Source organism: Acidobacteriota bacterium, assembly GCA_022340665.1.
Classification (GTDB): domain Bacteria; phylum Acidobacteriota; class Thermoanaerobaculia; order Thermoanaerobaculales; family Sulfomarinibacteraceae; genus Sulfomarinibacter.
The window spans coordinates 29,863-43,381 of sequence record JAJDNM010000054.1 but is presented as its reverse complement, the minus strand read 5'-3'; the positions used below and the strand labels follow the sequence as shown (position 1 = coordinate 43,381).

General features: G+C 63.2%; 12 protein-coding genes. 11 read left to right on the top strand and 1 reads right to left on the bottom strand.

Going from position 1 to position 13,519, the window contains the following annotated elements; genetic code table 11:
- The first annotated feature begins 25 nt into the window (after nucleotides 1–25).
- Genes ileS through LJE93_07335 form a run of 5 tightly spaced genes read left to right on the top strand, consistent with a single transcriptional unit; the run spans nucleotide 26 to nucleotide 5,479 of the window.
- The gene (gene ileS / locus LJE93_07355) at nucleotides 26–2,851 is read left to right on the top strand and encodes an isoleucine--tRNA ligase (protein MCG6948710.1); all 2,826 of its coding nucleotides are present in this window, start codon (nucleotides 26–28) and stop codon (nucleotides 2,849–2,851) included.
- Nucleotides 2,851–3,357: a signal peptidase II gene (gene lspA / locus LJE93_07350; protein ID MCG6948709.1), complete on the top strand. Its 507-nt coding sequence runs from the start codon at nucleotides 2,851–2,853 to the stop codon at nucleotides 3,355–3,357. The genes ileS and lspA overlap by 1 nt, the downstream gene beginning before the upstream one ends.
- Nucleotides 3,338–4,117, top strand: a complete 780-nt coding sequence (gene lgt / locus LJE93_07345) for a prolipoprotein diacylglyceryl transferase (protein ID MCG6948708.1) — start codon at nucleotides 3,338–3,340, stop codon at nucleotides 4,115–4,117. The genes lspA and lgt overlap by 20 nt, the downstream gene beginning before the upstream one ends.
- Entirely contained in the window at nucleotides 4,114–5,064 is a 951-nt protein-coding gene (locus tag LJE93_07340; GenBank protein ID MCG6948707.1) for an RluA family pseudouridine synthase, read from the top strand. The genes lgt and LJE93_07340 overlap by 4 nt, the downstream gene beginning before the upstream one ends.
- Before the next feature lie 55 nt (nucleotides 5,065–5,119).
- On the top strand, nucleotides 5,120–5,479 hold the full coding sequence (locus LJE93_07335) for a Rieske 2Fe-2S domain-containing protein (protein MCG6948706.1): 360 nt from the start codon (nucleotides 5,120–5,122) through the stop codon (nucleotides 5,477–5,479).
- Between the two features lie 113 nt (nucleotides 5,480–5,592).
- On the opposite strand, the gene LJE93_07330 is transcribed toward LJE93_07335, so the two are convergent.
- On the bottom strand, nucleotides 5,593–6,402 hold the full coding sequence (locus LJE93_07330; protein ID MCG6948705.1) for a phenylalanine 4-monooxygenase: 810 nt from the start codon (nucleotides 6,400–6,402) through the stop codon (nucleotides 5,593–5,595).
- A 300-nt stretch (nucleotides 6,403–6,702) separates the two neighbouring features.
- On the opposite strand from LJE93_07330, the gene LJE93_07325 reads away from it, so the two are divergent.
- From LJE93_07325 to LJE93_07300, 6 genes are read left to right on the top strand one after another with little or no spacing between them, the layout of a single operon-like run.
- Entirely contained in the window at nucleotides 6,703–7,251 is a 549-nt protein-coding gene (locus LJE93_07325) for a sigma-70 family RNA polymerase sigma factor (protein MCG6948704.1), read from the top strand.
- Nucleotides 7,248–9,878 (top strand): FecR domain-containing protein, encoded by a 2,631-nt coding sequence (locus tag LJE93_07320; GenBank protein ID MCG6948703.1) that lies wholly within the window; start codon nucleotides 7,248–7,250, stop codon nucleotides 9,876–9,878. The genes LJE93_07325 and LJE93_07320 overlap by 4 nt, the downstream gene beginning before the upstream one ends.
- A complete protein-coding gene (locus LJE93_07315; protein ID MCG6948702.1) occupies nucleotides 9,875–10,825 on the top strand; it encodes an ABC transporter ATP-binding protein in 951 nt (316 codons plus the stop codon). The genes LJE93_07320 and LJE93_07315 overlap by 4 nt, the downstream gene beginning before the upstream one ends.
- Entirely contained in the window at nucleotides 10,812–11,672 is an 861-nt protein-coding gene (locus LJE93_07310) for a hypothetical protein (protein ID MCG6948701.1), read from the top strand. Before LJE93_07315 ends, LJE93_07310 begins: the two co-directional genes overlap by 14 nt.
- Entirely contained in the window at nucleotides 11,669–12,616 is a 948-nt protein-coding gene (locus tag LJE93_07305) for an ABC transporter ATP-binding protein (protein ID MCG6948700.1), read from the top strand. Before LJE93_07310 ends, LJE93_07305 begins: the two co-directional genes overlap by 4 nt.
- Nucleotides 12,613–13,431 (top strand): hypothetical protein, encoded by an 819-nt coding sequence (locus tag LJE93_07300; protein MCG6948699.1) that lies wholly within the window; start codon nucleotides 12,613–12,615, stop codon nucleotides 13,429–13,431. Before LJE93_07305 ends, LJE93_07300 begins: the two co-directional genes overlap by 4 nt.
- Nucleotides 13,432–13,519: the final 88 nt, after the last annotated feature.

The window sequence follows — 13,519 nt, the reverse complement described above, 5'->3', positions numbered from 1 at the left end:
AGGTAGAGGCCTTGGAGAACGCCAGATGTACCGAAAAACGCTGAATTTGCCGAAAACCAGTTTCGCGATGCGAGCCAATCTGCCCCAGCGTGAGCCTGAGATGCTCAAGCACTGGGACGAGATCGATCTCTACGGCAAGATTCGTAACGCCCGCCGAGGCTCTCCCCGGTTCATCCTCCACGACGGCCCGCCGTACGCGAATGGCTCGATCCACGCCGGCACGGCGCTCAACAAGATCCTCAAGGACATCGTGGTCAAATCGAGGACTATGCTCGGTTTCGACAGCCCCTACGTGCCCGGCTGGGATTGCCACGGGCTGCCGATCGAGCACCAGGTCGACAAACAGCTCGGCTCGCAGAAGCTCCATATGGACATCCCCTCGATCCGGCGCGCCTGCCGGAAATATGCCGACCGCTGGTTCAGGGTCCAGCGGGACGAGTTCGTTCGCCTGGGAGTACTCGGGCAGTGGGACGACCCCTATCTGACGATGGACTACCGTTATGAGGCCGAGATCGCGACTGCCCTGCACGGTTTTATGCTCGCCGGCTACGTCGAGCGCGGCCGCAAGCCGGTCCACTGGTGTTCCGAATGCCGGACCGCGCTGGCCGAGGCCGAGGTCGAATACCAGGATCACACGAGTCCGTCGGTGACCGTCGCCTTCGAGCTCGACGACGATGCGCGCGCGGCACTCGAGATTCCTGACGGCGAAGAGGCGGCGGCCCTGATCTGGACAACCACACCGTGGACCCTGCCGGCTAACCTCGCGACCGCCCTCCATCCGGACTTCGAGTACCTCGTCGTCCGCGCGGACGGCAAACTCTGGGTGGTTGCCGCAGAGCTCCTCAAGGCAACCACAGAGGCCATCGGCTGGTCAGATCCGGAAACGGTGAAAGTTTTCAAGGGTGGAAAGCTGGAGGGAACGCACTATCGTCATCCTCTGACCGGGAAGACGGGCGTCTTCATCCTCGCCCCGTACGTGACGCTGGACCAGGGAACCGGCCTCGTCCACACCGCACCGGGCCACGGCGCCGAAGACTACGTCATTGGCGTCCAGTACGGACTCGACGTCTATGCGCCGGTCGACGCCGACGGGCGTTTCACCGATGATGTTCCCGAGTGGGCGGGCCTCCATGTCCACCAGGCGAACGGTCCGATCGTTGAAAAGCTGAGGGATCTCGGCGTTCTGCTGGCTCACGAGGAGGTCACTCACTCCTATCCGCATTGCTGGCGATCAAAGAACCCGGTGATCTTCCGCGCCACCGATCAGTGGTTTATCCGGATGGACCGCAACGACCTCCGCGCCCGGTCTCAGGAAGCACTTCACGACGCCAACTGGGTCCCCCGCTGGGGTGAAGCCAGGATCGACGGCATGGTCGGAAACCGCCCGGACTGGTGCATCTCGCGCCAGCGGATGTGGGGCGTTCCGATCACAGTCCTGACCTGCGAAGGATGCGGCACCGCCGCAATCGACGAAACCGTCTTCGACCACATTCGCCAGGTCTTCATCGACGAAGGGTCCGACACGTGGTACACGCGCGACACGCAGGATCTGCTCCCGCCCGGTTACTCCTGTGGCTCGTGCAACGCAACGACGTTCAGGAAGGAGACCGACATCCTCGACGTCTGGTTCGACTCGGGGGTCAGCCACCTCGCCGTCTGCGACACGGAGCGCTTCGGACTCGATTGGCCGGCCGACCTCTACCTTGAGGGTCAGGACCAGTATCGTGGGTGGTTTCAGTCGTCCCTGGTTGCGTCGGTCGGTCTCAAGGGCGCTCCCCCGTACCGGGAGGTGGTCACCCACGGCTTCGTGGTCGATGCCGAGGGACGCAAGATGTCGAAATCGATCGGCAATGTGATCACGCCGGGCGAGCTCTTGCAGAAATACGGCGCCGACATCCTCCGGCTGTGGACCGCAATGGTCGACTTTCGCGAGGACATCCGCATCTCGGACGAGATCATGACCCGCAACGCCGAGGCCTATCGGAAGATCCGCAACACCTTTCGATTCCTGCTCGGCAACCTGGCGGATTTCGACCCGGCCACTGACTCGGTCCCGGAAACCGAACTCATCGGCCTCGACGCTTACATCCTGCGAGCCGCACGTCGGCTCGCCGAGGACGCCGCCAAGGCCTATCAGGCCTACGAGCTGGCGACGCTCTCGCATCGAATTGTCAATTTCGCGACGGTCGACCTTTCCAGCCTCTACCTGGATGTGAACAAGGACAGGCTCTACTGCGATCACCCGGAGGATTCGGCCCGCCGCGCGACTCAGACCGTGATTCTCCGCATCGCCGAGATCCTCGCCACCGTGCTCGCGCCGATCCTTTCCTTCACTTCGGAGGAGGTCTGGCAGCACCTTCCGGGCGAGCGGGAGGAATCGGTTCACCTCGCGCGTCTCGACTTCCCCGACAGGGACTCGCTCGAGGCTACGGTCGACGATCCGGCGTTCCGTAACCTCCTGGGGCTGCGCGACGTGGTGCTCGCGGGCCTCGAGGACCTTCGCCAGCAGGGCGCCATCGGCAAGTCCGAGGAGGCGCGGATGAGCTTCAGCGGAGATTCCGTGGCTCTGCATTCCGACCTCGAGGCGACCGGGATCGATCTCGCGAAACTGCTGATCGTGTCCGCGGCCGGGGACGGTGATATCGACGGCAACGGGATTGAAGTCCCTGCGTACCCGGGATTGAAAATCTCGGTCGCTCCGTACGAGGCCCACACCTGCAGCCGCTGCTGGAGGCGAGTCGAGAATCCCGTCGAGGACGCAGATCTGCCGGACCTCTGCCCGCGCTGCCACAACGTCGTCAGCCGTTTGCTCGCAGAAGGCCGGGCGGAACTCCGCGAGGTCGAGGGCTGATGCGCGGATTCCTGCCGTGGATCACCGCCGCCGTCGTGATCATTGCCGACCGGATCACCAAGGGACTCGTCATGGACCGGATCGAACCGGGCTCGTGGATCGAGGTCGTGCCCGGGTTTGCGCTCACTCACATCCTCAACCGCGGGATCGCCTTCAGCCTCTTCGCCGGAGGCGGGCCGCTGACCAGGATAGTGCTCCACCTGATCATTTTCACCTCGGTGGTCATTATCGCGGCGATGGTCGTGCGCCACGGCCATCACAGTCGCTTCGGCGGCATCGCGTTCGGTCTGATCCTCGGCGGCGCGATCGGCAACCTGATCGATCGGGTGCTCTACGGCGCGGTAGTCGATTTCGTCCATTTGTGGGCCAAGGTTGGCGGACGCACCTGGTCCTGGCCGGACTTCAACGTTGCAGATGCGTCCATCACGGTTGGCGCTCTCTTATTAATCGCGAACGAGTTCCGTCACTCACGATCCGGGTCGGACGATGCATCCGATCCTGATTGATTTCGGTTTTTTCCAGCTCCCCTCATACGGGGTACTGCTTGCGACGGCGGTCGTTGTCGCGCTGTGGACGCTTCGCCTTCGTGCTGACCGGGCCGGAATGGATGGAACCCGCCTCGTCGATTTCGGTCTCTGGCTGGTGATCTGGGCTCTGCTCGGCGCCAAACTTCTGCTCATCCTGGTCGAGTTTCCGCGCTACATCAGAGACCCTGCTTCGATCCTCGGGACGATTCGCGCAGGCGGCGTCTTCCTCGGGGGCTTCATCGCTGCCGCAATCGCGGCAATCGTTCTTCTCCGCCGATACGAGCTCCCCGCATTGCCGACCTTTGACGTGATATCGCCATCCCTCGCGCTCGGACACTCCATCGGCCGGATCGGATGTCTGCTCGCCGGCTGTTGCTGGGGCGCCTCCTGCGACCTGCCGTGGGCCATCACCTACACCGATCCGATCGCAGCCGAAAGGCTGGGGACCCCGCTCCACCAGGCGCTGCACCCATTTCCGCTGTACTCATCTCTCTTCAATTTCGGGCTCTACGTGTTTCTCGCACTCCTGTACATGAAACGACCAGCCTCGGGCAGGGTTTTTGCGTCCTACCTCCTGCTCTACGGCGTCGGCCGTTTCTTCCTCGAGTTCACCCGAGGTGACGCGGCCCGAGGTTTCGTGCTCGACGGTCTTCTCTCGACCAGCCAGCTGATCTCCCTCGCTCTGGTCTGCACCGGCGCCGGGCTCCACCTGTGGCTCACGCGTCGCAAAGCGGCGTGACCACCTTCGAGTTCACCGTCACCGGCGAACTCGCCGGTATCCGCCTCGACCGATGCCTGCACGAGCTTCACGCCGAGTGGAGTCGATCGAGAGCCCGTAAACTGATTGACCAGGGCCATGTCCTCGTCGACGGTTCGGCGGCACGGGCGTCCACCGCCGTGCGCGAAGGAAGCCTGATCAGGGTTGACGAACCATCACCAGCGCCACTCGAAGCGAAGGCGGAGGACATTCCACTCGACATCATGTTCGAGGACGACGACATCCTCGTCCTCAACAAGCCGGCCGGACTCGTCATCCACCCGGCCGCCGGAAACCCCTCGGGCACTCTGGTCAATGCCCTCCTCCACCACTGCAGGGATCTCTCGGGGATCGGCGGCGTCGAACGACCGGGAATCGTCCATCGCCTCGACAAGGACACGACGGGGATCATGGTCGTGGCCAAGTCTGATCGCGCCCATCTCGGTTTGTCGATCGCCTTCCGGCGGCACGAGGTACGCAAGACCTATCTCGCGGTGTGTTACGGAAATCCCCGACTCGAGAATGGCGTGATCGACGCACCGATCGATCGCAACCCTCGTCAACGCAAAGAGATGGCAGTCATTGCCAACGGTCGCCCGGCGCGCACTCTCTACCAGCTGGAGGAATCCTTCGACGGCACCTCGATCCTCAGCTGCAGACCGGTCACGGGGCGCACCCACCAGATACGGGTGCATCTCGCCCACATCGGCCACGCCATAGTCGGCGATCCCCTCTACGCCGGGCGGCAGTGGCGAAATCTCGGCGACCCGGTCATTCAGGCGAAAACGCGCAGCTTCCCGCGGCAGGCGCTGCACGCGTGGAGGCTCGCCTTCACCCATCCGGCCACCAAGGAAACCGTCGTGTTCGAAGCGCCTCCGCCTGAGGATCTCGAGGAGCTCATGAAGTGCCTTCGGGGAACGGCTGACTGAACCGTGACAATCTGAAGGCATTTCTGGCTTCAGCCCCGCTGATATCATGATTCGAATGGAACGCATCGCCCGGGTCGACGAGATTCCCACCGAAGGCCTCCGCTTCAGCTATCGTGACGGACCTTTCGATGAGGAAGGTATCCTCCTGAGCTTGCCAAACGGAGGCGTGCGCGCGTACAAGAACGAGTGCCGTCACTTGCCGATGCGGCTCGACGACCGCGAGCCGAGGGACCTGTGGGACCCGACGGGACGGTACCTGGTGTGTTCGTCCCACGGCGCTCGATATCAGCCGAACGACGGTCTATGCGTGAGCGGCCCCTGCGAAGGCTCACACCTCAAGTCGCTTCCAATCGAGGTGACGGACGGCGAGGTCTTCCTCGACACCTCGAAGATCGGCGGGTTTTTCGACGTTTAACTTCAGGCTCTACAAAGTTGAGAGTCGAGATTGAAGAGTTGAGAGTCCCAGTCCACTCGCCTAGGGATACCTTCCACACTCGAAACTCAAAGCTCTCAACTCTAAACTTTCGATTATTCAATCGTTTCCACGAACTTGTTCATCTTCTCGAACGCTTCGCCGATCGAAGTCACGCTCCACAGAAGTGGCTGGTAGGACGTGATCGGATACTCGGTGTCCTTCGCCTGCCAGGGGTCGAAAGAGCGAATCTCCACCGCCCCGGACAAAGCGTGCTCGAGCTCTCCGAAGCTCGAAAGCAGGCCTGCGCCGTAGGCCTTCAATTCATCGCCTTCAAAGAGCACCCCGTACTCGATCGTGAACCAGTAGAGGGTAGCCAGTTGCTCTACCTGATCGTCGTCGGCTCGCAGAGAACCCTCGCCGATCTTCTGCGAGAGGTCGGCAAACTCGGGGATCGCCAGCATCGGTGCGTGGCCCATCAGTTCGTGGACGATGTCAGGCTCCGGGGTGTAGAGCGGTTGCGAGTGATGGCGGATATACTGGGTCGCCGAAAAGACCCGTCGCGAGAGGGCGCCGAGGAACTGGCGCGCCGATACCAGGCCAGCGACCGGCTGCAACCGGAAGCCAGTCCGCTCGGTCAGGAATTCACTGACGTCGGCCAGCTGGGGCACCTCGCTCTCGGCATAGCCGATTTCCCCCACCACCTCGACGAACTCGCGACAGGCATGGGTCGGATACAGGTCCGTGAGCTTGTCGAACACGGTCGCCCATGTCGCGCGCTCCGCAGCGGTGTACGCGATTCGCCGCGGGGGCTCCCCAGAGTCGAGGGGCGGCGCGAGCTTGGCGATCTCGTCACGGCGCCGCCGGTAGTCGGGGTCGTTGAACCCTGGATGGTCCGCCTCCAACTCGACGATGTGTTCTGCCATGCGCCTCCCTTTGGAACTGATGCCGCACTATGCCACGTCGGTTTGCGTGACTGCAAGGCTGCAAAGCGGATAAGGAGAAAACGAGAAAAGGAACGATAGAGACAGGAAAAAGCGAGCGGCATTCCGAATTCCGAATTCAGGACTCCGATTTCGGGTCCCGTTCCTCCCTCCCATCTTTCTCCTTTGCTTCCCTGCACGCCCAGCCATCGCTAAGTTTTTGCATCCTGGGACGACAGAATTCGTTAATCTAGGCGCCGGAGGTGCGTTTCTATGGTTGACGAACGCAAAGAGGAGGACCGAGTGCAAGCTGCTCTCGTCAAACCAGAAACCGACGCATCGAGCTGGCTCGAGACCATATACCGCGAAGATGCGGCGGCGGTCGTCCAGACCGCCTACAGGGTCACCGGCAGCGCCGACGACGCCGAAGATGTGCTGCAAACCGTCTTCACCCGCCTCGCCAACCGGTCCGAGCCGCCCGATTTCTCGAGTGGATCACGCGCCTATCTTCGGCGCGCCGCTACCAATGCCGCGCTCGATATCGTGCAGTCGAGATACGCCCGCAGCGGCGTATCCCTCGAACTTACAGGCGAGGACATCGGGCACGATCCGACACCCGCGCCCGACCGCGTTCACCACGGTCGCGAGCTTCAGGAGCTCCTCCGCCGGGCGCTGACCAAGATCGGTCGTCGCAGCGCGGAGATTTTCGTCATGCGCTACTTCGAGGGAATGAATAACACCGAAATCGCCAGAACGCTGGACACATCGACCAACACCGTCGCGGTGACCCTTCACCGCGCGCGAGGCCGCCTCAAAGACGAAATGGCCCCGTTCATGGGAGGTCTGCAATGACCGATAAACATCAAGACAGCAACCCGCTCGATCGTGCCGCGGCCGAGATTCGCGGCCAGCACCTCGACGAGGACACGACACGGTCGATCACCGAGAAGGTCGGCAGGCGGCTCGGTTTCGCAGGTGGCCTCTCCCGTCCGCTCATTACCTGCGCGGACTACCAGGCCGAGATCCCAGCCTACGTCGCCGGAGAGCTTCCCCCTCCGCGCGCGCTGCTGGTTGGCGACCACACGCGTGAATGTGTCCCGTGCCGTCGCGTGTTGATGGAGGAGCGTGGCGTCGCCGCTCCGGTGGCACCGGCTATCTCAAGCCACGCGAAGCCGCGGTTCATCCGCGCCGCGCTGCGGGCCGCTGCGATCGCACTGGTGCTGCTAGGAGGGTTTGTCGCCTGGCGCATGATTGGAAACATCACTGCCAATCGCGAGCTTCGAGCGAGCGTCGAGTCGATCGATGGCAGTCTGCAGATCGTCGACCGGAACTCGATCCAGACGCTCGCCGTGGCCAGCGAGATCCGAGCCGGCCAGGTGCTTCGCAGCGGCAAGAGTTCCGGTGCGGTGCTGCGGCTCGACGACGGTTCGCTGGTCGAAATGGCCGAAAGGTCGGAGCTCGAGCTCGGCGCGTCGAGGAGAGGTACAACAATCGACCTGGCCCGCGGCAACATCATCGTCACCGCCGCGGACCAGGGCAGCGGCCGCCTCTACGTCGCAACCAACGACTGCGAGGTCGCTGTCAAGGGGACGATCTTCGCCGTCAACCACGGGCTCAAGGGCTCGCGGGTCTCCGTGATCGAGGGCGAGGTGGAGGTCCGCGAGGGCTCAGTCAGCGCGTTTCTCAGCCCAGGCGATCAGATCACGACCGGCGATCGCCTCCGGCCGGTGCCGGTCGAGTCCGAAATTGCGTGGAGTCGAGACGCCGAGAAACACAGGGCGCTCCTGCACGAGCTAACGGAATTGCGCAAGGCGATTGTCGATGCCGTCGATAATGCCCCGCCCCGCACCTCGACCTTCCTCCTAGACCTCGCTCCAGGCGACACCTTTGTGTATGTGGCCATGCCCAACATCACGACCGACCTCGATGAGGTGCGCGCGGCCTTCTACGACAGGCTCGCCTCGAGTGCGGCGCTCGCCCAGTGGTGGCAGGAGGAGGTCGTCGCAAACGGAATCGACGCCGAGATCGACGACCTGCTCGATCGACTCCAGCCCCTGGGTGAGGCGATGGGCGATGAGGCGGTGCTGACGGTCCCGCTGTCCGCTATCCACGAACAGGGCATGCCCCTATTCATGGCCGGACTCGATGACCCGACCGCCTTCCGAGCAGAGCTTGGCGCGGTGATCGAGATTGCCAATTCAGAGAGCCCCGACCAGCCCGCTGCGGTGATCGTCGACGATCCCAGAACTGCCACGGCGAGCGGCGAAGATCTCTTTCTCTGGGTCGAAGGCGATGTGTTCGCCGCTGCAGGCGACCTCGAATCATTGCGCGTCCTTGCCCGGAGAGTCGACGACCCGTCACAGCGCACATTCCCCGGAAGTGCCCTCCACACACAGCTCGCACAGGCCTACGCCGGAGGCATTTCGTGGTTACTCGGCGCCGACCTGGCAGCAGCGATCTCCGAAAACCTCAAGGATGCTTCGGAAGAAGATGCGGCGACCCTGGATCGGCTCGGGCTGCTCGACGCGAGCACTGTGCTCATTGAACGCCATCGCGACGGCGATTGGTACGCCACCAACGCCGATATCCGCTTCACGAAACCGAGGCACGGAATGGCCGCGTGGCTTGCCGAACCGGCGCCCATGGGAAGCCTGGACTTCGTCTCCCCGGATGCCTACCTGGTCGCTGCCGCGGTCACGGTCGACGCCTCACGGATGTTTGACGACCTGCTCGAGCTCGCCGCCTCCGAGGATCCGGCCACCATTGATGAGCTGCGGCGCTGCGAAGAGGAGATTGGATTCGACCTCCGTGCTGACCTGGCGGCGACCTTCGGAGGTGAAGCGGCATTCGCGATCGACGGGCCGATGCTGCCGGTGCCCTCGTGGAAGCTGATCGTCGAGGTTTACGATCCCGGCACGCTCATGCACACCGTGGAACAGGTGATTGCGCGCGTCAACCAGGAACTCGCAGCGCAGAGTGAAGCGCTTCTGGTCATCGAGAGCTCGGTGGAGTCCGGTCGTAACTACGTCAGCGTCCGCCGCGAGGGCTTCGACAGAGTAGCGGTCATGACCGTAGTCGACGGCTTCCTGGTGGTTGCGCCGAGCCGGGCGCTGATCGAACAGGCAATCGCCTACCGCAACTCGAACCTGACCCTGGCGAGCTCGGCAACATTCAAGGCTCTTTTGCCGGACAACGGCTTCACGGACTGCTCGGCACTCGTTTACCGGGACCTCGGCTCGCTCATCGACGCCGTCCCGCCCGAGATTCTGGGTGATCTCGAGCTCGCAGCTTCGCTCGACGATGGTCTCAGCCAAGGCCTGGTGTGTGTCTTCGGCGAGCCGGAGAGGATCACCGCCTCCGCGACCGGCGGAAGTCTGGTCGGCGTGGCTTCGACGCTCGGCATGCTCGGCGCCTCTCTCGAGCAGTCGAGCCCGGTGCAACAGGTCGACACGGGCGACCCTGTATCATCCTCCGGATGACGCCAGACCTCGCCCCGAAACCGCCGGCCGTCGAGCTTGATGGCCTCTCGGTTGACCTCGGCGGTCGCCCGATCCTGATGGATCTGCACGCCACTCTCGGTGGGCGCGTGATCGGTCTGCTCGGTCCGAATGGCGCTGGTAAGACGACGCTGCTGCGCACCATGCTCGGCTTCTTCCCTCCCACAGCCGGAAGCGCGAACATACTCGGCCTGTCCCTCACCGACCAGAGCAAGGAGCTCAGGTCTCTCGTCGGATACATGCCTGAAAACGACAGCTTCATCGCTGGAATGACCGCTATTCACTTCGTTCGACTGATGGCCGAGCTCAGCGGCCTGCCGTCCGAGGCCGCTCTCGAACGTGCGCACGAGACTCTCTTCTACGTCGGTCTCGGCGAGGCCCGCTACCGCAAGCTCGGGACCTTCTCCACCGGCATGAAACAGATGGTCAAGCTCGCCCAGGCCCTGGTCCACGGACCGCAGCTGCTGATGCTTGACGAACCCACCAACGGTCTCGACCCGCCGGCGAGGAAGCGCATGCTCGACCTGGTAACGGATATCCGCGACGGCGGCGAGACGAGCATCCTTCTGTCCTCGCACCTGCTCGGCGACGTCGAGTCGGTCTGCGACGAGGTCCTGATCCTCAAGAACGGGGAGATCGCCGCCAGCTGCGATCTGCAGGCGGAACGCAGGGCCAATCTGTCATTCGTCGAGATCGAGCTCCAGTCGCCTGACGACAGGTTCGCGGCGAAGCTCTCGGAGTTGGGGTGCGAGATCGCGGTGCGCGATGGCGGTCGGCTCAAGCTCGTGCTCCCCGCGGAGCGCAACGTCCGTGACCTTTACATCGTTGCACGCGATCTCGGCGTCGGTATCCGCCGACTCGACCTCAAACGCGATTCGCTGCAGGACATCTTCCTGCGGGCCATGGAGGGCGACCATGGCGGTCTATGAGCGCACTTGGCGCCGGTACCACGGCGAGCTGACCTCGCTCCGGCGGCGGTGGCTCGTGGTCACTCGATACGCCATCGCCGACGCATTCGCCTCGCGGCTATTCACCGCATTCTACGCACTGTGCTACCTGCCCTCGGTCGCCGGCATTTTCTTCATCTATCTGAGCCACAACGCGTCCCTGCTGCAACAGCTCGGCGCGCCGCCCGACCTGATGAACGTTCTCACCGACCAGTTCTTCATGGTCCTCTTCTCCTGGCAGGCCATCCCGGCCTTCCTCGTCGCGGTGATCATCTCGCCGAACCTGATAGCTTCCGACCTCTCCAACAACGCCCTGCCCCTCTATCTCGGTCGGCCGATCGACCGCCACGAGTATGTCCTCGGCAAGGCGGCGGTGCTGGCAATATTGCTGTCACCCATGACCTGGGTCATGGGGCTGGCCATATTCCTGCTTCAGGCGTATTTCGAGGGGGCGGACTGGGCACTCGAGAACTACCGGATTGGAATCGCCTACGTCGGCGGGCATGCCGCCTGGATCGTCGTCATCTCGACGCTGACCCTCGCGATCTCCGCCTGGGTCAAATTCAAGCCGGCCGCGCGGGGTGCACTCTTCGCCATCATCTTCATCCTCGCGGGATTCGCGCAAGCGGTCAACGGCGTGACTGGTACCTCGTTCGGCGATCTCTTCCACCTGGTCCGCGCCATCAACAGCGTCGTGCTCTCGCTCTTCGGAGCGCCGACACCGAGCGGACTGCCGGTGTGGCTGAACTGGTCCACGCTCATCGCCACCACCGCGCTCAGCATATGGCTGCTCGGCCGCAAGCTCCGTCCCCATGAGGTTGTCACATGACCTCGGAGCACATCGTCTTCCGCGAGGTCTCGAAGTTCTATGGCGAGGTCCTCGGCGTGAACAGGGTGAACCTCGAGATCGCGCCGGGGCTGACCGGGCTGGTCGGACCCAATGGCTCCGGTAAGAGCACGCTCATGCACCTGATGACGGGGCTCTTGCGCCCGACCCGTGGCGACATCTCGGTCCTCGGTCTGCCACCGGACCGGCCCGAGGACCTCTTCCGCCTGGTCGGCTACTGCACCCAGTACGACAATTTTCCGAACGGATCGACCGGCCTCGGGTTTCTTCGCCACGCCCTTGCCCTGCATGGCCTTTCCTCAGAGGAGATCGACGAAAAGGCCTGGAAGGCGTTGACCCGTGTCGGGCTGACGGAAGCCGCAAACCGGAAGATAGCGGGTTATTCGAAGGGTATGCGGCAGCGCATCAAGCTCGCCCACGCGCACTGCCACGATCCCCGCGTCCTGGTCCTCGATGAACCACTGAACGGGCTTGACCCGATGGGTCGCGCCGAGATGATCGATCTCTTCACACAGTTCGCCGCGGAAGGACGGCACGTCATCGTGTCCAGCCACATCCTGCACGAGGTCGACGTGATTTCCGACGGTGTCATCATGATCCACGGGGGAACGATCGTCGCCGAGGGCGGGATCCGCGAGGTCCGCGGCGAGATCACCGCCCATCCCATCCAGCTCCTGATCCGCAGCGACAAGCCGCATCTGGTGGCATCACGAGTCGTCGAGCTCGAACACGTCGTCGAGGTGCGCATCGTCGAGGACGACGCCCTGCTCGTGCGCACCAAAGACGCATCGGCCTTCTTCACGGAGTTCAACCGCATCGTCATCGACGACGAGGTGGTGGTCGAGACCATCGCTCCGGCGGACGAGAGCGTGCACGCGGTCTACGACTACCTGATTGGTGAAGCTCCGGGCGGAGGCAGCGCATGACCGACGCGACCACCGTTCGCCGACTGCAGGTCTCGACCCTCGCCAAGAGCGAAATCCGGCGTAGCCTCGTCAGCCGCCGTTCGCTTCCAGTCTACGTGCTGGTTGGGATGCCGTTTGCCCTGATGGTGCTGCGGGCGCTGTTCATGCCACCCTCGATGCGCGCCGACGCGATTCACGCGACCAACGAGTTTGCCGAAGTCTTTCACTTCTTTCTCCTCCGTTTCGTCGTCTTCTTCGCCAACGCCCTGATCTTCGTCCGCCTCTTTCGCGGAGAGATGCTCGAGAAATCACTCCACTACACCCTGCTCGCACCGGTGCCCCGCAATCGGCTCGTATGGGGAAAGTACCTCGGTGGCGTCCTGGCGGCCTCTCTGGTCCTGATTCCGACGACTGCCCTGACCTATCTCTTGGTCTATCTGCCGCACGGCTCGGCGGGTATCCGCCTGCTCCTCTCCGGCGCCGGCATCTCTCAACTCGCGAGCTACGAGCTGATCGTCGTTCTGGCGTGCATCGCTTATGGCGCCCTCTTCATGCTTGCCGGGCTGTACTTCAAAAACCCGATGGTGCCCGCCATTCTCTTCCTCGGGTGGGAAACGCTGACACCCTTTTTGCCGAACGTCCTCAAGTTCCTGAGCTTCATTCACTATCTGGTGTCCTTCGCACCGGTGCCCGTTGGCCTCGGCGCATTCGCCCTGCTGGCGGATCCCGTCCCCCGATGGATCGCGTTGCTGGCCTTGTTGGTCAGCTCGGCAGTGCTGGTGTATCTCGCCGGTCGAGTCGCGCGGCGTCTCGAGGTGACGTACTCGGCTGATTAGCGTTACGGTTGCAGAGTGCAGAATTCAGAGTTGAGAGTTTAGAGTTCCCACCCACGCGCACCTGGCAACGGGAGGACGAGCGCAACTT

What these genes read in the sequence shown, in the direction of transcription:
- lspA (MCG6948709.1), top strand. Translation starts at nt 2,851, where the DNA reads ATGCGCGGATTCCTGCCGTGGATCACCGCCGCCGTCGTGATCATTGCC.
- LJE93_07320 (MCG6948703.1), top strand. Translation starts at nt 7,248, where the DNA reads ATGACCGATAAACATCAAGACAGCAACCCGCTCGATCGTGCCGCGGCC.
- LJE93_07330 (MCG6948705.1), bottom strand. Translation starts at nt 6,402, where the DNA reads ATGGCAGAACACATCGTCGAGTTGGAGGCGGACCATCCAGGGTTCAAC.
- LJE93_07310 (MCG6948701.1), top strand. Translation starts at nt 10,812, where the DNA reads ATGGCGGTCTATGAGCGCACTTGGCGCCGGTACCACGGCGAGCTGACC.
- LJE93_07335 (MCG6948706.1), top strand. Translation starts at nt 5,120, where the DNA reads ATGGAACGCATCGCCCGGGTCGACGAGATTCCCACCGAAGGCCTCCGC.
- LJE93_07300 (MCG6948699.1), top strand. Translation starts at nt 12,613, where the DNA reads ATGACCGACGCGACCACCGTTCGCCGACTGCAGGTCTCGACCCTCGCC.
- LJE93_07305 (MCG6948700.1), top strand. Translation starts at nt 11,669, where the DNA reads ATGACCTCGGAGCACATCGTCTTCCGCGAGGTCTCGAAGTTCTATGGC.
- LJE93_07315 (MCG6948702.1), top strand. Translation starts at nt 9,875, where the DNA reads ATGACGCCAGACCTCGCCCCGAAACCGCCGGCCGTCGAGCTTGATGGC.
- lgt (MCG6948708.1), top strand. Translation starts at nt 3,338, where the DNA reads ATGCATCCGATCCTGATTGATTTCGGTTTTTTCCAGCTCCCCTCATAC.
- ileS (MCG6948710.1), top strand. Translation starts at nt 26, where the DNA reads ATGTACCGAAAAACGCTGAATTTGCCGAAAACCAGTTTCGCGATGCGA.